This window comes from Nonomuraea bangladeshensis (assembly GCF_039529455.1).
Classification (GTDB): domain Bacteria; phylum Actinomycetota; class Actinomycetes; order Streptosporangiales; family Streptosporangiaceae; genus Nonomuraea; species Nonomuraea bangladeshensis.
Map to the genome: position 1 here is coordinate 481,386 of NZ_BAAAMV010000004.1, position 17,658 is coordinate 499,043.

The window sequence follows — 17,658 nt, forward strand, 5'->3', positions numbered from 1 at the left end:
TGGCTTGCTCCTTCGGCGTTCACGCGTGTGAATCACGCGCGTGAACGCGAGCGTAGGGTGTGGCCCGCCGCTCCGTCTACCATCAATCCGAGCACGCCCCGCAGACCGACCACCCCGGAAGAGACGACAGGAGTGCCCGTGCCGATGAGGGTCAGCAGCGAGGACGTCGCGCAGCGGGCGGGCGTGTCCCGCTCGACGGTCAGCTACATCCTCAACGGACACGGCGACCGGTTCAGCGAGGCCACCCGCGACGCCGTCGAACGCGCCGTCGCCGAGCTCGGCTACCGCCCCCACTCGGCGGGCCGCGCGCTCGCCCGCGGACAGAGCGACCTCGTGCTCCTCGTGCTCCCCATCGCCCCGAACAGCCAGTTCAGCCAGGTCGCCGACCAGCTCACCGAGACGCTGGCCGAGCACGGCCTGTCGCTGCTCATGTGCTCGTCCACCGCTTCTCCGCGCTCCTTCGCCGCGATGATCGACGCCGCCCGCCCCCGGGTGGTCATCGCGCTGTCCGAGCTGCCCGAGGCCAAGCGCACCGTCCTGCGCGCGGCCGGCGTCCGCACCCTCGACATCGCCCACGCGATCTCCCAGCGCGGCGGGCTGAGCTGGCGAGCCGGACGGCTCCAGGCCGACCATCTCATCCAGCGCGGCTACCGGCGCCTCGCCTACGCCCGCCTCGCGGAGGCCCGCGACGACGTGCTGCTGCGCGCCCGCGAACAGGGCGTACGCGAGGCATGCGAAGCCGCCGGCCTGGACGAGCCCCAGGTCATCACCGTGGCCCTCCGCGCCGACGCCGACCTGGACGCCATCGCCGCCCTCCCCAACGGCACCGGCCTGGCCTGCTACAACGACGACACCGCCGCGGCGGCACTGGCCGCCGCCCGCGTCATCGGCCGGGCCGTGCCGCGGGAGCTGGGCGTGGTCGGCGTGGACGACACCCCGGTGGCCACGCAGACCAGCCCCCGCCTGACCACCATCAGCTTCGGCCCGCCCACCTCCTGGGACCACCTGACCCGGCTCCTCCTCGACCCGTCCCCGCCCGCGGACACCAGCCTCGGCGGCCTCGGCGAATGCCACCTCGTCCAGGGCGACTCGACCTGAAGATCCGCCTGCCCGGTCGAGCATGGGGGAAGGGCAGTACGCTTCATTACCGGTCACCGTCGGAAAGGACAAAAGGGATGCCGCATGCGGCGAGGCCCACGGTCACGCTGCACGACGTGGCCGCGGCAGCCGGGGTGTCGATCTCCACGGCGTCGCGGGTCCTGAGCGGCAGCGCGCGGAAGGTCGCCCCCGACTACGAGGCCCGCGTCCTGGCCGCCGCGGCGGCCCTGCGGTACACGGTGGACGCCTCCGCCCGGGCGATGCGCCGGGCCAGCGATTCGATCGCGCTCGTGGCCGACGACCTCACGACGCCGTCCATGGGCATGGTGGTCTCCGCCATGGAGCGTGAGGCGCGCTCGGCAGGGGCGTTCGTCACCGTGTCGGCCACGATGGGCGTCGCGGAGCGGCAGGCCGAGACGGTCCGCGTGCTGCGCTCGTTGCGCCCGCGCGCGCTCGTGGTCACCTCCAACCGCTTCCTGGCGGCCGAGGCCGAGGTCCGGCTGTCGAGGGAGTTGCGGGCGTACGAGCGGGAGGGCGGGCGGGTCGTCATCGTCGGCGAGACGGACATGGAATTCGACTCGATCGGCTTCGACAATTTCCGGGTCGGGCAGATCATGGGCGCCTTTGTCGCCGAAATCGGGCACCGCCGGGTGGCGATTTTCGCCGGTGTCAGGAATCTGCGCAACCTGGCCGACCGCACCGCCGGATTCATGGCGGGACTGCGCGCCGGAGGCGTCGAAGAACGCGATATCCGGCTCGTTCCGTGCGAGGTCAGCCGCCGTGGCGGCGTCGATGCCGCGCGCCGGCTGGCCGATTCGGGAATGGCTGGCGTGGGGGCGGTTCTCGCCGTCAACGACATCGTCGCCATCGGCGCGCTCAGGGCATTTCACGCCGCCGGCGTGGTGGTGCCGGGCGACGTTTCCGTGACGGGGGTCGACGACATACCGCTCGCCTATGACGTGACGCCGCGGCTGACGACGGTGGCGCTGCCGCTGGCGGAGGTCGGGGCGGAGGCGATCCGCGTCGTGCTGGGCGAGGGCGGCACGGGCCGCCGGATGAGCGTCGAAGGCCGCCTGATCGTCCGCGACAGCACCCGCCCCGCCACGGCACCGACGACCCCCGCCTGATCTCGCCGCGCCACCAGCCATCCCCGCCTGAGCGCCGCGGCACCAGCCACCCCCGCCTGACCACCCGCTGCGGACCTCCGCCACTCCCCCGCGACCCCACGTCCGCGCTCCGCCTCTCGCGCCCTTGACTCTCGGTAACCGCCACCGGAAAGCGCCCCGCAGCCCTGGAAACGCGCCCCGGCCAGGCCCGCGAGCCCCTGTCCCCCGCCTCGACCACGTCCGTGCTGGTCAGATCCCCGCCGCTCGGACCACACAGTTCGCTGATTGCTCCAGCAACACTCTTGACGCTCACGTTACGTCCGTGCAAACTGCGGAATACGTTTTCCCAAGGCGGTCCCGATCCCGTCCTTGGTGACAGGAGGTCACGGATGATCGCGTCGAGGAGGCCCGCTTGAGCGCTCTCGGCGAGTTGCGGCGGATGCGCAAGGGCAGCGGCGGAACTCTCGGCGGCAAGAAGGAGAACAAGGCCGCCTTCGTGTTCCTGGCCCCCTGGTTCGCCGGTCTGCTGCTCATCACGGCGGGCCCGATCGCGGCCTCGTTCGCGCTCGGTTTCACCGACTACAACCTGATCCAGCCGCCGGAGTTCACCGGCCTGGACAACTTCACCCGCATGCTGAGCGACACCCGGCTGCACCACGCGCTCGGTGTGACGCTGGTCTACGTCATCGTCTCCGTCCCGCTCCAGCTCGCCTGCGCCCTCGGCCTGGCGCTGCTGCTCGACCGGGGGCTGCGCGGCCTGGCCTTCTACCGCTCGGCGTTCTACCTGCCGTCCCTGCTCGGCTCCAGCGTGGCCATCGCGGTGCTGTGGAAGCAGATCTTCGGCGCCGAGGGCCTGGTCAACCAGGTGCTCGCGGTGGTCGGCATCGAGGGGCGGGGCTGGATCTCCGACCCCGACACGGCCCTGTCGACGCTGATCGTCCTGAACGTGTGGACGTTCGGCGCCCCGATGGTGATCTTCCTGGCCGGTCTGCGGCAGATCCCGGCCATGTACTACGAGGCCGCCGCCACCGACGGCGCCGGAAAGTGGACGCAGTTCAGGAGGATCACGATCCCGCTGCTGTCACCGATCGTCTTCTTCAACCTGGTGCTGCAGATCATCCACGCCTTCCAGTCGTTCACCCAGGCGTTCGTGGTCTCGGGCGGCAGCGGCGGGCCGTCGGACTCGACCTTGTTCTACACGCTCTACCTGTACCAGCGCGGGTTCGGCAACTTCGACATGGGCTACGCCTCGGCGCTCGCCTGGCTGCTCCTGCTGATCATCGCCGGGTTCACCGCGGTCAACTTCTGGGCCGCCCGATTCTGGGTCGTTTACGATGACTGACCTTCGCAAGGCGGCCAAGCACGCCGCCCTCATCCTCCTGGCCCTGGTCATGCTCTACCCGGTGCTGTGGATGGTGGTCAGCTCCCTGCGGCCCAACAGCGAGATCTTCCGCCGCCCCGGCCTGATCCTCGACAGCCTGCAGGTCCAGAACTACGGCGAGGGCTGGAACGCCCTGGCCTCCCCCTTCGGCCACTACCTGCTCAACTCGGCCATCCTCGTGCTGGCCTGCATCGTCGGCAACCTGGTGTCCTGCTCGATGGCCGCGTACGCGTTCGCCCGGCTGGACTTCACCGGCAAGCGCCTGTGGTTCGCCGTCATGCTCGGCACGATCATGCTGCCGATCCACGTGATCATCGTGCCGCAGTACATCCTGTTCTCCCAGCTCGACTGGGTGAACACGTTCCTGCCCCTGGTGGTCCCGAAGTTCCTGGCCACGGACGCGTTCTTCGTCTTCCTCATGGTGCAGTTCATCCGCGGCCTGCCGCGCGAGCTGGACGAGGCGGCCAGGATCGACGGCTGCGGCCACGCCCGGATCTTCGTCCGGATCATCCTGCCCCTGATGCTGCCGGCGCTGGCCACCACGGTGATCTTCACCTTCATCTGGACCTGGAACGACTTCTTCAGCCAGCTCATCTACCTGACCGACCCGGAGATGTACACGGTCCCGGTCGCGCTGCGCTCGTTCGTGGACGCCACCGTGTCCACCTCGTGGGGATCCATGTTCGCGATGAGCGTGGTGTCCCTGGCCCCGGTCTTCCTCGCCTTCCTCGTCGGCCAGCGGTACCTCATCCGGGGCATCGCCACCACCGGCGGCAAGTGACCCCCCACCGAACAGGAACCACCATGAAGAGAATCGCCCTTGCCGCCGCGGCGGCACTCCTGCTCAGCGCCTGCGGCAGCGGCGGCGGCGGCAACGCGAGCCAGGAGCTGTCCAAGGACCCGGTGACCCTCCGCTTCACCTGGTGGGGCGCCGACGAACGGCACAAGCGCACCCAGCAGGTCATCGACGCGTTCCAGAAGAAGCACCCGAACATCACGGTCAAGGGCGAGTTCAAGGACTGGAACGGCTACTGGGAGAGCCTCGCGACGACCGTCGCCGCGAACGACGCCCCTGACGTCATCCAGATGGACGAGCTCTACCTCGCCTCGTACGCCGAGCGCGGCGCGCTGCTCGACCTCGGCACCGCCTCCCAGCACCTCAAGACCGCCGACTTCGACAAGAGCGCCCTGGACACGGGCGTGGTGGAGGGCAAGCAGTACGGGCTGCCCGTCGGCCTGAGCACGTACGCGATCGTCGCCAACACCACCCTGCTCGACCAGCTCAAGGTGAAGCTGCCCGACGACACCACCTGGACCTGGGACGACCTGAAGAAGACCGCCGAAGAGCTGTCCAAGGCCGGCGGCGGCAAGGTCACCGGCATGCAGTCCTTCGGCTTCGACGCGGGCAGCATGAACATCTGGGTCCGCCAGCAGGGGGCGGCGCTGTTCGACCAGGCGGGCAAGGTCGCCGTTCCGGAGAACGTGCTGGCCGGCTACTGGAGCTTCATCAAGGACCTGAGCAAGGGCGGCGCGGCCCCGTCGCCGTCGGTGACGATCGAGCGGGCCGGCGGGTCGCTCGACCAGTCGGGCACCGCCACCAACGCCTCGGCCTTCGCCACCTGGTGGAACACCCAGCTCACCTCGCTCACGGCGGCCAGCGGCCAGCAGCTGAAGCTGCTCAGGCTGCCCGGCGAGTCGCAGGCGTCCGCCCCGGGCGCGTACTTCAAGCCGTCGATGTTCTGGTCGGTCTCCTCGCGCAGCAAGCATCCGGCGGAGGCGGCGCTGTTCGTGGACTTCCTGGCCAACAGCCAGGAGGCGGCCGACATCCTGCTGACCGACCGGGGCGTCCCGGCCAACACGAAGATCCGCGCCGCCATCGCCCCGAAGCTCAACGAGACGGACAAGGCGGCGGCCGAGTACCTCGACACCGTCAAGGTCGGCACGGCCCCCCGCGTGACCCCGAACGGCGCCAGCTCCATCGAGGCGATCATCAAGCGGCACACCGAGGAGGTCCTGTTCGACCGGGAGACGCCGGAACAGGCGGCCAAGGCGTTCATCGCCGAGCTCCAGGCCGAGATCGACGGCGCCTGACCTCCTCCACCAGCGAAGGAACACATGTCTGAACGCAACTACCGGGCCGCGATCATCGGCACCGGAGCGATCGCCCACGCCCACGCCCAGGCGATCCAGGAGACGAAGGGCCGCGTCAGCCTCGTGGCCGTGGCCGACGTGGACGCCGGGCGCGCGGGCGAGTTCGCCGCCACGTACGGCGGAGCCGCCCGCGCCTACGGAAGCGCGGAGGAGCTGCTGCGCGCGGAGGAGCTCGACCTCGCGCACCTGTGCACGCCGCCGCAGACGCACGCGCCGCTCGCCCACGCGTGCCTGGAGGCCGGGGTGACGGCGCTGATCGAGAAGCCGCCGACGCTGTCGCTCGCCGAGTTCGACGCGCTCGCCGAGGCCGAGCGGCAGACCGGGGCGCGCGTCGCGACCGTGCTGCAGCACCGTTTCGGCCCGGGAGCCGTACGGCTGCGCCGCCTGGCGGACGCGGGCGACCTCGGCCGCCCGCTGCTGGCCACCTGCGTCACGCAGTGGTACCGCGACGAGGCCTACTACGCGGTGCCGTGGCGCGGCACGTGGGAGTCCGAGGGCGGCGGCCCGACGATGGGCCACGGCATCCACCAGTTCGACCTGCTGCTGTCGGTGCTCGGCCCGTGGCGCGAGATCACGGCGATGGCCGCCAGGCAGGCCCGCGCGGTGGACACCGAGGACGTGTCGATGGCGCTGGTGACGTTCGAGAACGGTGCGCTCGCCACGGTCGTGAACTCGGTCGTCTCCCCCCGGCAGACCTCCGGGCTGCGCTTCGACTACGAGCACGCCACGGTCGAGGTCGAGCACCTGTACGGCTACACCGACGACGACTGGACCGTCACCCCCGCGCCGGGCCACGAGGACGTCCAGGCCCTGTGGGACAAGGACCGCTCGGAGGAGGCCAGCGGGCACGCGGGCTGGCTGGCCGCCGTCCTCGACGCGCTCGACCAGGACCGGCCGCCGCCCGTCGGCACCGCCGACACCCGCCGGACGATGGAGTTCATCGCCGCCCTGTACGCCTCCGCCTTCACCGGCGAGCGCGTCCGCAGCGGCCAGATCACCGCCGACAGCCCGTTCGCCCGGCGCATGGACGGCACGGGCGCCCCCTGGAGGAACGCATGACCCTGCACGCCGTCCACACGATCGGGCGGTCCGTCGCCGTCAGCGCGGGAGACGTGGAGCTGTTCACCTACGTCTACCGCCCGGACACGCCGGTGCTGGAGTCGCCCAAGCCGTACGTGCACCCGATCCGCACCCTCGGCGGCGCGCTCGTGTCGCTGTTCCGGCCGCACGACCACGTCTGGCACAAGGGCATCGCCTGGTCGCTGCCGCACGTGGGCGAGCACAACTTCTGGGGCGGGCCGACGTACGTCGAGGGCGAGTACGTCCAGCTCGCCAACAACGGCAGCGCCACCCACCGCGAGATGACCACGCTGGAGGCCGACGGCGACCGGTTCGTCATCGGGCACACCCTCGGCTGGACCTCCCAGGAGGGCGCGCCCGTCATCGAGGAGCGGCGTGCGCTGAGCGCCACGGTCGTGGACGCGTTCACCTGGGCGCTGGTCTTCGAGACGACCATGACCAACGTGTCGGGCGCCACGCTCGACTTCGGCTCGCCGACCACCAAGGGCCGCGAGAACGCCGGCTACGGCGGCCTGTTCTGGCGCGGCCCCCGCTCGTTCACCGACGGCGTCGTCCAGTCGCCGGACGGGGCGGGCGGCGACGAGCTGCGGGGCACGCGAGCCGAGTGGTTCGGCTTCCGCGGCCGGCACGACGAGAGCGGCGACCACTCGACGATCGTCATCGTGGACGACCAGGCCAACCCGCGTCATCCGCCGCGGTGGTTCGCCCGCACCGAGGACTTCGCCTGCCTCAATCCGGCCCCGTTCTTCAGCGAGGAGCTGGCGCTGCCGGACGGCGAGAGCGTCTCCTTCCGGTACGCGGTCGTGATCGCCGACGGCGACCGGGGCGAGGAGGGCAGCGCGTTGCTGGCCGAGCAGGGCCGCAAGGCGCTGCGCTGACCCCGCCGGAAGGCGCCACCGAACCGAGCTGACCTCCCGCCGGCGCGCCCGCGCCCACCCCCTGATGAGGAGCACGGCCATGCCCCCTGCCCGATCGATCCTGCTGCGCCTGCTGGCGGCGGCCCTGACGGCCACCGCCCTGGCGCCCCCCACCGCGGCGGCGGCCACGACCCACGCCGCCGCGGCCGGCACCACCTACTACGTCGACGCGACCGGCGGCGACGACACCGCCTCCGGGCTCGACGAGACGCACGCCTGGAAGTCGCTCGCCAAGGTCAACGCCACCACCTTCCAGCCCGGCGACCGCATCCTGCTGCGCGCCGGGCAGCGGTGGACCGGCCAGCAGCTCTGGCCCAAGGGCTCCGGCGCGAGCGGAGCCCCGATCACCATCGACCGCTACGGCGAGGGCGCCAAGCCGCGCATCGACGCCGCGGGCCATGTCGGCGACGCCGTACGGCTGTTCAACCAGGAGTTCTGGACCATCCGCAACCTGGAGGTCAGCAACGAGGTCCCGGCCACCGGCACGCCCGGCGCGAACCTGCGCGACCTGCGCGGCATCCACGTCTCCGGCGACAACGGCCAAACTCTCGACGGCTTCGTCATCGACGGCGTAGCCGTGCACGACGTCACCGGCCAGGTCAACTGGATCGGCGGCAGCGTGGCGAACAACGCGCCCGGCATCCGCTTCCAGACCGGCTGGGACGGCTCGAAGAAGACCGGCGGCATCGTCTTCGACACGACGGTGCCCGACATCGGCGCCCCGCCGGACCGCGCGACCGTGCTCAACGACGTGCTGATCCAGAACTCCACGATCGCCGACACGTCGTTCGCCGGCATCGTGTTCAAGCAGTACACCGGCGACGGCCGCAACGACGCCGGCGAGATCGTCGCCGAGCCCACCGGCTGGGGCACCCGCGAGAACCGGGACGACCCGAAGTTCACCCCGCACACGAACATCGTCATCAGGAACAACCACATCACCCAGGCCGGCACCGCGTACGGGTGCAACGGCATGTACCTGACCAACATCCGCGGCGCCCTCGTCGAGCGCAACGTCGTCTACCGCACCGGCACCTCCGGCATGGAGACGTACTACGCCGACGACGTGACGTTCCAGTTCAACGAGGTGTACGAGACCCAGCAGAAGGCGGGCGGCGCCGACTCCAACGGCATCGACCCGGACAAGGGCACCACCCGGCAGGTCGTCCAGTACAACTACCTGCACGGCAACGGCGACGGCGTGCTGCTGTGCCAGTTCGGCTTCGGCGACGCCGTGGTCAGGAACAACGTCATCGCGGGCAACACCCGCTACCAGATCTACCTGCACTCCGACCGGGCCGCCACCGCGAAGATCTACAACAACACGATCTACAACGACCGGTCGGGCTACCTCATCTACGGGTACGGCAGCTACCTGGAGGCCCGCTACGACATCACCGGCAACCTGCTCCACTCGACCAGGGCGGGCGCGGTGCTGACGACCAGCCCGACCATCTCCTACAGCCACAACCTCTACGGCGGCGCGGCGCTCACGGTGCCGCCCGGCGACCGGAACGCCGTGGTCACGGCCGACCCGCGCTTCGTCAAGGCCCCGCTCGACGGCCCCTACGGCACCCCGGAGACCGGTCCCGCCCTGGAGACCGCGTACGGCCTGCGCGTCGCCTCCGGCTCGTACGCGATCGACGCGAGCACGGAGATCGCCGGGAACGGCGGCCGTGACTACGCCGGGGCGACCCTCTACAACGGCGCCCCCGACATCGGCGCCTTCGAGTACACCACCCCCGACGGCGCCGCCGGCGAGGCCGTCACCGGCACCGTCCGCACCCCCGCGGGCGCCCCCGTCACGGGCGCGACCGTGACCGCCGCCGGGGCCACGTCCGTCACGGGCGCCGACGGCCGGTTCGCGATCGGGAACGTGCCCTTCGCCGACGGCGTCGAGGTCACGGCGACCAGGAACGGCTACGCCACCGCCACGGCCACGGTGAACGTACGGCGGGGCAACGTGAGCGTCGTCGCCCTCACCATGGCCTCGACCAGCACGGTCGGCACGATCACCGGCCGCGTGCTGGACCAGGCCGCCGAGCCGCTGCCCGGCGCCGCCGTCACCGTACGCGACGGCGACCAGACGCTCGCCACCGCCACCAGCGGCCCCGACGGCGCCTTCACCGCCGCGAACGTGCCGATCGGCGAGGGCTACACGCTGCGCGCCACCGCCGACGGCTTCGTGACGAGGACCACGCCGGCCCCGAAGGTCGAGGCGGCCGCCACGGCCGCCGCCGGCTCGCTGCTCCTCGTCCGCCCCGCACCCACCTACGTGGCCGTCCATGACTTCGACCGGCTCCCCACCGGCCCGCTCACCAGCGGCGACGGCCTGACGGTCAGCGCCGCGGGCGGCAGCGCCGGGATCGTCGAGGTGGCGGGCGACCGGAGCGTCCGGCTCACCCGCACCACCAACAGCGGCGTCACCAGCCTCACCCGCGACGTCGCGCTCAAGGGCATCGTGACCGTCGAGACGAACGTCAGGAGCGAGCGTCCCTACTCCTCCGGCAACCACTGGTGGTCGGTCCCCTACATCAAGGACGCGCGCGGCCAGAACGCGGTCAGCCTCGCCTTCACCAAGGACACGATCGTCGCCTACACCGGCGCGACCACGAAGACCGTGGGCGCGTACGAGCCGGGCCGCTGGTATCACGTCGCCGCCGTCATGGACACCGTCAACCAGCGCTTCGACCTGCTGATCGACGGCCGCAAGGTGCTCGAAGGCGCCGCCTTCAGAACCGCCGCGGACGCCGTCGCGAAGCTCGAGTACAGCGCCACCAGCACCAACTACGGCAGCATCGACCTCGACGACATCCGCGTCGCGCAGGGCGTCGGCCTCGCCCGCGACGACGCCGGCCTGCTCAGCCTGAACACCGACCAGGGCACGCCCGCCGACGGGGTGCTGGAGGTGCCGGCCCGCGTGTCGAAGGTGACGGTGACCGCCGTGGCGCGCAGCCCGTTCGCCAGGTCGGTGGCCATCGACGGCGAGCGCGCGGACGGGGCCCGGGCCACCCGCGAGATCACGCTCGGCGACACGGGCGCCGAGGTGAGCGTCGTGGTCACCGCCGAGGACGGCACCGAGGGCTCCCACACCCTGCGGATCAAGCGTGGTCCGCTCGCCCAGGACACCACCCTGTCCGCCCTCGTCCCCGGCGCGGGCACGCTCGACCCCGCCTTCGACCCCGACGTCCGCGCGTACACGCTGACCGTCCCGCACGACCGGATCACCTTCACGCCCACCGCGCTCAACCCGAAGGCGGCCGTCACCGTCCAGGGCGGGCCCGTCGCGAGCGGCACCGCCTCACCGGCGATCCCGCTCCCGGTCGGCGAGACCGAGGTCACCGTCAAGGTGGTCTCCGAGGACGGCACCGCGGACGCCACCTACGTCGTCAAGGTCACCCGCCCGGAGCCCGAGCCGCCCCAGGACGGCGCCGTCAAGCCCCCGGCCCGCGGCACGCTCTCGGCCACCGGCGCCGACCTGCGGCGCGGCGCCTACGACGTGACCATGAACCTCTGGTACGGCGTCAACGCCAGCGTCTTCGTCCTGTACGAGAACGGCAAGGAGATCGCCAGGCGGGACCTGACCCCGCGCACCCCCGCCGCCCAGCAGGCCACGGTCCCCGTCGGCGGCCGGGTGAACGGCACCTACGTCTACACCGGCGAGCTGATCAACCAGGCCGGCCGCACCGCCACCACCTCCGTCACGGTGAAGGTGACCGAGGCGAACCCGGGCACGCCGGTGCTCAGCAGCGACAACTGGGACCGCGACGGCGACTACACGATCCGGATGAACATGTGGTGGGGCACCAACGCCACCACGTACCGGCTCTACGAGGACGGCGTCCTGGTCGACACCCAGCGGCTCACCGCCGCGACCCCGGCCGCCCAGACCGCCGCGACCGTGCTCGAAGGCCGCCAGGCGGGCGAGCACACCTACGTCGCCGAGCTGGCGAACGCGGCCGGCGTGACCAGGAGCCGGCCGTTGACGGTGATGACAAAATGACCGCCATGACTGACGGGTCCGCAGCCCCCTTGTCCCCCCCGACTCTGCACGACGTCGCCAGAGAGGCGGGAGTTTCGGTCGCCACCGCCTCGCGCGCGCTCAACGGCAGCTCGCGCAACGTCAGGTCGGAGAACGTCTCCCGCGTCCGGGCGGCGGCGGCCAAGCTCAACTACGAGCCGCACCTGTCGGCGCAGGCCATCGCCAAGGGCTCGACCAGGACCGTCGCGCTGGTGGTGCGCGACGTGGCCGACCCCTACTTCTCCGCCATCGCCGCCGGGGTCGTCCAGGCGGCGGAGGCGGCCGGGCTGATCGTCACCATGGCGGTGGCCGACGGCTCGCCGGAGCGGGAGCTGGAGATCGTCAGGACGCTCCGGGGGCAGCGGCCCAGGGTGATCATCGTGACCGGCAGCCGCATCGAGGGCACCGGGCTGCGGGAGACGCTCGTCGAGGAACTGGGCGAATACCGCACGGCCGGCGGCAGGGTGGTGCTGATCAGCCAGCGGGACCTGCCGTTCGCCACGGTGACCGTGGACAACAGGGGCGGGGCCGCCGCGCTGGCCCGCGCGCTGCTCGGCGTGGGATACCGGCGGTTCGCGGTGTTCCACGCGGCGCCGGAGATCCGCACCTCGCGGGAACGGCACGAGGGCTTCCTGGCGGAGCTGGCCGCGGCGGGGGCGCCGGAGCCGCTCGCCGTCGAGACCGGCTTCACCCGCACGGGCGGCTACGAAGCGGCCCGGCGGCTGGTGGAGCGGGGGTTCGAGGACGTCGAGGCGGTGTTCGCGGTCAACGACGTGATGGCGATCGGCGCGATGACGGCCCTCCGCGACGCCGGGGTGCTGCCCGGGAGGGACCTCGGGGTGGCGGGCTTCGACGACATCGACTCGGCCGTGGACGTGCGGCCGGCGCTCACCTCGGTGGCGGTCCCGTTACGGGAGGCGGGACTGAGCGCGATGCGCCTGGCCCTGTCGGGCGACGGGTCGGGCGACGGGTCCGGGGAAGCGGGCGTGCGGCTGCCCGCCGAGGTCGTCCTCCGGGAGAGCACGCCACCTCGCCGCCCCGGCTAGCGCCCGGACTGCTCGCCGTGCACCTGCCTGGCCAGCTCGACGTCCGCGATCGAGCGTTCGACGAGCGCTCGCATCGCGGACTCGGCCGCCCTGGGCCGCTGCCTGCGTACGGCGAGCAGCACCTCGGCGTGCTTGTCGGCGGACTCTCCGGTGAGCGCCGTGTGCACGAACTGGTCGCGCAGCCGCAGCCCGGCCTCGATGGCGGTGGTCATCTGCGCCATCAGCTCGTTGTGCGACGCCCGGAGCAGCGCGTGGTGGAAGGCCAGGTCGGCCTCCACGTGCTCGCCGACCGGCCGGCCCACGGCCGCCCGCATGCCGGCCAGCGCGTCCTCCAGATCGGCCAGGTCGCGATCGGTGCGGCGCAGCGCCGCCATGCGCGCCACGGCCGGCTCGACGGTCAGCCGCACCTCGCCCAGCTCGTCGAGAAAGCGTTCGTCCACCCGGTCCGCGAAACGCCAGCGCAGCACGTCGGCGTCGAGCAGCGCCCACTGCTGCCGCGGCGCGACGAAGGTGCCCCGCCGGGGCCTGGCCCCCACCAGGCCCTTGGCGGCCAGCACCCGCAGCGCCTCGCGCACGGCGGTCCTGCTCACCGCGAAGCGGTCCTGCAGCGCCGGCACGTCGAGGTCGGCGTCAGGGCCGATGTCGCCGTTGACGATGGCCGCCCCCAGACTGCTGACCACCCGGTCGTGCGCACCGGCTCTCCCGATCTCCGTCATGGCGGAATCATGCCATCTGCCCCTGGCGTGGTTGCCGCCTCGCCGGCTGGTTCAGGTCCTCCACCGGCGTGTAGGGCTCGTGCAGCCCGAAGGCGGCCGGCCCGAAGACCTCCAGCGCCTCCGGGGTGCGCATGATCGGCGGGGTCGAGATGGCGAAGACGGTCAGCCGCTGGCCGTAGCTGAGCGCCTCGGTGGTGACGGGCGTCCCGGTCTCACTGTTCAGCGTGCAGATGAGGTCGGGCACGATGGCCAGGACGCGCCCGCCGCGGCGGGCCACGAGGTGCTCGTTCTGGAAGACGATCTCCAGGGTGTCCCCGTCGTCGGCCGCGTCGGCCAGCGTGACGCGGCCGCGGGCGAACCCGTCGACGGTTCTGCGGTCGACGTCGACCACCTTGCCGGCGAACAGCACCCGGCTGTGGGTGTAGATGGTGTCGGCGAGGGTGGCGCTGAGTGCGGCGAACGGGTCGGCGTGCTCCTGGCGGGCGCGCCGGAGCGTGGCCCCCAGGCGCCGGGCGAGGGTGAGGGTGCCGGGGATGGCGGTGCGCCGTACGGTCGCCGCGTCCATCGGATAGTCGCAGATGTAGGCGGCGCCGCCCATCTGGATGGTCAGCGCACGGGCCAGGTGCTCCATCCGCCGGTTGTCGACCGCCTCGACGATGCCGACGTCGCCGTGATCGGAGGCGATCGACATCGGGCTGCCCGGCACACCGTAGACGGCGAACGTCTCCATCTGCAGCTCAGGGAAGGCGCGGCCCATGCCGTCGGCGTCGACGACGGGCAGATCGGCCTGGGCGGCCAGCAACAACGGCATCATGCTGTTGAGCCCGCCGCACTCGATCGGCATGGTGGCGGCGGCGGAACGGCCGAGATGTCGTTCGAGGGCACGCAGGGCGGCGAGGTTGCCGTCGCCGGACGGCAGCTTCTCCACGAAGACCGTGGGCGCCCCCATCATCGCCGACGGCAGCACCAGGGCGTCGTCAGGCAGCTCGTCGACGCCGATGACGTGGATGCGCCGGCCGGCGCGAAGCTGCCGTTCCACCAGCATGCGCCCGATGTAGGGGTCCCCGCCGCCTCCGGTGCCCAGCAGTGCGGCGCCTTCGGCCAGGTCACGTACGTCTTCCAGCGTCAGGTCGTCACCCATGGCCGGTCCTCCTCAGGGGTACGTGGGCGGCTGAGGTCGAGATCACCGATGGCCTTGACGCGGACGCGGACCGCGTTGCCCGGCAGGTACGCCACGTGCACCTCGTCGATGTCCACGACCTGGACGCTGCCGGGGGCGGCGCCCGCGGCGACGGCCCGGTCGATCGCCTCGGCGCGAGCCTGGTCGAGCACGTCCTCCCGGCTGAGCGCGGCGGTGATCGCGAACAGCCGGTCCACCTCGCCGCCGATCTGCCCGATGGCGGCGCCGATGGCGTTGGCCACGGCGTGATGCTCGGGCCGATGCACCGAGGGGATGCCCGGCAGGTCCGGCGGCATGAGGACGCTGCCGCCGCCGACGACCACGACCGGCAGCGGAGCGGACGACACGCGCATGCGTTCGACCAGGTCGGCCACGCGGGTGGCCATCCAGTCGATGCCCTGCCGGACCAGGTCGCGGTCCAGGTGGTCCACCAGCGCGCGATCGCCGATGTCGGCCAGCCCGGCCGCGACCGCCAGGTCGGTCGCGGTCAGGACGCCTCCCCCGAAGACCTTCGCCTGCTCGGTCAGCCGGTAGCCGACCGAGTCCGGGCCGACCTCCAGCGCGGGACCGGTGACGACCCGGCTCCCGCCGCCCAGACCGATGGACAGCACGTCCGGCATGCGGAAGTTCGTCCGCACCCCGCCGATGTCGACCTCGCCGGTGGCCGCCCGCGGATAGCCGTTGGTCAGCACCCCCACGTCGGTGGTGGTGCCGCCGATGTCCACGACCGCGCAGTCGCTCAGCCCGGACAGATAGGCCGCGCCGCGCATGCTGTTGGTGGGGCCGGAGGCGAACGTACGCACCGGATAGCGGCGCGTGTACTCGGCGTCCATGAGCGTGCCGTCGTTCTGCGACAGGAACAGCGGCGCCGTCACCCCGACGGCCTCCAGCGCGCCGGCGAACGCGTCCACGATCTGGTCGGCCAGCCGGCGGAGGCAGGCGTTGACGATGGTGGCGTTCTCCCGCTCCAGGAGACCGACCCGGCCGATCTGGTGCGACAGGCTGATGTGCAGGTGCGGCAGCTCGGCCAGCAGGATGGCGGCCGCCTGCTCCTCCAGGTCGGTGGCCACCGGTGAGAACACCGAGGAGACGGCCACCGTGTCGATGCCGCGCGCGTGCAGCTCGGCGGCGGCGCGTTTGAGTTCGTCGGGTCTGAGCGGGGAGATGAGCCTGCCGTCGAACTCGTGGCCGCCGTGACACATGTGCACGGACGGGCTGATCGCGGACAGCAGGCGGTGCGGCCAGTCCACCATGGGAGGCAGGGCCGCGGTGGCGGGCAGGGCGAGCCGGACGACGCCGGTCGGCGCGAGGTGCCGGCCCGTGACCAGGGCGTTGGTGAAATGCGTGGTGCCGATCATGACCGCGGAGACCTGGTCCCTGCCGATGCCGCCGGCGGCCAGCAACTCACGCAGAGCGGTGACGATTCCCGTGGTGACGTCCGGGGTCGTCACCGTCTTGATCTCGGCCCGGACGGTGGTGTGGTCCATGATGACGGCATCGGTGTGGGTGCCTCCCACGTCGATCCCTATGCGCACCCGTACTCCTTCGTTCAGGACTGCGTCCACAGGCGGGCCTTGCCCGCCGCCACGTACACGAGCGCGGCGATGACCAGCGCGTTGAGCGCGGGGATGCCCCACGCCAGGTAGTGCCCCGCGAAGGCGGCGATCACCCAGGCGGCGAGTCCGGCGGGCACCCAGTTCGGCGCCTCGTCGGGCAGGCCGCCGCTGCGCCGCGACGACGTCAACTCCTCACGCCACCGCCGCACCACGTAGTATTCGGCGATCATGATCCCGGCGATCGGCGGGACGGCGACACCGAGCAGCACCAGGAAGTCCACGAGGTGGTCGGCGATGCCGAGGGCGGCCAGCGCCGTGCCGATCACCCCGAGGCCGACGGTGACGGCCGCCCGCCCGAGCCGCACGCCGAAGATGGTGTGCAGCGCGTTGGTGACCCCCAAGGAAGCCGCGTACAGGTTCCAGTCGTTCGTCTTCAGGGTGGCGGTGAGCAGCACGACGGTGCCGACCACGCCGGAGGTGGTGGTGACGATCGCCACCACGTCACCGGTGCGCAGCGCGTGTGCGAGCAGGACGCCGATGAGGGCCAGCAGGTACTCGCCGAGCGTGATCCCGATGACGGTCTGCTTGACCACGTCGGCCGCGCTGCGGTTGAAGCGGCACATGTCCGGGCTGATGACCGCGCCCACGATGAAGCCACCCGCGACCAGCGTGGCGCCCTGTGCCAGGCTCAACGGCGTGCCGGGCGGCGCGGACGCCACCAGGTCGGCCACGTCGTGCTTGCCGAGCTCGACGACGATCGCCCAGCCGGCCAGCGCCAGGAAGGCCGGCACGGTGATCCAGGCCGTCCAGGCCATCCCGGCGAACCCGACGACCACGATCGCCGTGATCACCAGCCCTCCGACGATGGCCCACGCCCAGACGGGCGGCCCACCGAGCAACGCGGCGAGCCCCTGAGCGAGGACCGCCGACTGCACGCCGAACCAGCCCAGCAGGCAGACCGCGACCACGATCCCGACCAGCCCCGACCCGTGCCGCCCGAACCCGGCCCACCGGGCCAGCACCGTGGTGGACATGCCTTCCCGCATGCCGGCGATGCCGACCGCGATGGCCACCAGCTCCAGGATCACCGCGCCGAGGGTGATGGCCACGACGGCGTCCCAGAACGTCATGCCCATGCCGAGCGTGGCCCCGAGGAGGAACTGGCTCAGTGCCGACAGCAACCCGAAGCGCTGAATCGCGACCGTGGGCCATGCGTAGCGGGCGGAGGGCGGAACTCGTTCCAAGGCGTAGTCGTCGCGTGCGGGAGTGTCGCCGGGTAAGGCCGGCACCGAGGTGGAACGCATGAAGCCCCTTCTGGCCGAGGCGGTCTTTTCATGCGAACGCTACGTCGGCGTAAGTGATCACGGGAAGAGGCGGGACGCCCCTATTCCAGCGGTGCAGCGCAT

13 protein-coding genes are annotated in these 17,658 nt (G+C 71.8%); 9 read left to right on the forward strand and 4 right to left on the reverse strand.

From position 1 onward, the window contains the following. Positions 1 to 144: 144 nt before the first annotated feature. From ABD292_RS14085 to ABD292_RS14125, 9 genes are all read left to right on the forward strand, one after another. Positions 145 to 1,098: a LacI family DNA-binding transcriptional regulator gene (locus tag ABD292_RS14085; RefSeq protein ID WP_344207947.1), complete on the forward strand. Its 954-nt coding sequence runs from the start codon at positions 145 to 147 to the stop codon at positions 1,096 to 1,098. Between the two features lie 116 nt (positions 1,099 to 1,214). Continuing rightward, positions 1,215 to 2,225, forward strand: a complete 1,011-nt coding sequence (locus tag ABD292_RS14090) for a LacI family DNA-binding transcriptional regulator (protein ID WP_344207623.1) — start codon at positions 1,215 to 1,217, stop codon at positions 2,223 to 2,225. 418 nt (positions 2,226 to 2,643) lie between these two features. Further along, the gene (locus tag ABD292_RS14095) at positions 2,644 to 3,546 is read left to right on the forward strand and encodes a carbohydrate ABC transporter permease (protein WP_344207949.1); all 903 of its coding nucleotides are present in this window, start codon (positions 2,644 to 2,646) and stop codon (positions 3,544 to 3,546) included. Then, positions 3,539 to 4,366, forward strand: coding sequence for a carbohydrate ABC transporter permease (locus tag ABD292_RS14100; protein ID WP_344207624.1), 828 nt, complete (start codon positions 3,539 to 3,541; stop codon positions 4,364 to 4,366). The genes ABD292_RS14095 and ABD292_RS14100 overlap by 8 nt, the downstream gene beginning before the upstream one ends. A gap of 23 nt (positions 4,367 to 4,389) precedes the next feature. After that, on the forward strand, positions 4,390 to 5,676 hold the full coding sequence (locus tag ABD292_RS14105) for an ABC transporter substrate-binding protein (RefSeq protein WP_344207625.1): 1,287 nt from the start codon (positions 4,390 to 4,392) through the stop codon (positions 5,674 to 5,676). A 24-nt stretch (positions 5,677 to 5,700) separates the two neighbouring features. Next, positions 5,701 to 6,795, forward strand: a complete 1,095-nt coding sequence (locus tag ABD292_RS14110; protein ID WP_344207626.1) for a Gfo/Idh/MocA family protein — start codon at positions 5,701 to 5,703, stop codon at positions 6,793 to 6,795. Beyond that, a complete protein-coding gene (locus ABD292_RS14115; RefSeq protein ID WP_344207627.1) occupies positions 6,792 to 7,694 on the forward strand; it encodes a DUF6807 domain-containing protein in 903 nt (300 codons plus the stop codon). Before ABD292_RS14110 ends, ABD292_RS14115 begins: the two co-directional genes overlap by 4 nt. A gap of 79 nt (positions 7,695 to 7,773) precedes the next feature. Then, entirely contained in the window at positions 7,774 to 11,736 is a 3,963-nt protein-coding gene (locus tag ABD292_RS14120; RefSeq protein WP_344207628.1) for a cadherin-like beta sandwich domain-containing protein, read from the forward strand. A gap of 5 nt (positions 11,737 to 11,741) precedes the next feature. Beyond that, positions 11,742 to 12,800, forward strand: a complete 1,059-nt coding sequence (locus tag ABD292_RS14125) for a LacI family DNA-binding transcriptional regulator (protein WP_344207629.1) — start codon at positions 11,742 to 11,744, stop codon at positions 12,798 to 12,800. Here the strand turns inward: ABD292_RS14125 and ABD292_RS14130 are convergent. Genes ABD292_RS14130 through ABD292_RS14145 form a run of 4 tightly spaced genes read right to left on the reverse strand, consistent with a single transcriptional unit; the run spans position 12,797 to position 17,556 of the window. After that, a complete protein-coding gene (locus tag ABD292_RS14130; protein ID WP_344207630.1) occupies positions 12,797 to 13,516 on the reverse strand; it encodes a FadR/GntR family transcriptional regulator in 720 nt (239 codons plus the stop codon). The two genes, ABD292_RS14125 and ABD292_RS14130, sit on opposite strands and share 4 nt — an antisense overlap. 7 nt (positions 13,517 to 13,523) lie before the next feature. Then, entirely contained in the window at positions 13,524 to 14,657 is a 1,134-nt protein-coding gene (locus ABD292_RS14135; RefSeq protein WP_344207631.1) for an S-methyl thiohydantoin desulfurase family protein, read from the reverse strand. Further along, positions 14,642 to 16,231 carry a hydantoinase/oxoprolinase N-terminal domain-containing protein gene (locus ABD292_RS14140; RefSeq protein ID WP_344207632.1) on the reverse strand — a complete coding sequence of 530 codons (1,590 nt, stop codon included), beginning with the start codon at positions 16,229 to 16,231 and terminating at the stop codon, positions 14,642 to 14,644. Before ABD292_RS14140 ends, ABD292_RS14135 begins: the two co-directional genes overlap by 16 nt. Positions 16,232 to 16,245: 14 nt before the next feature. After that, positions 16,246 to 17,556, reverse strand: coding sequence for a purine-cytosine permease family protein (locus ABD292_RS14145; RefSeq protein ID WP_344207633.1), 1,311 nt, complete (start codon positions 17,554 to 17,556; stop codon positions 16,246 to 16,248). Positions 17,557 to 17,658 lie beyond the last annotated feature (102 nt).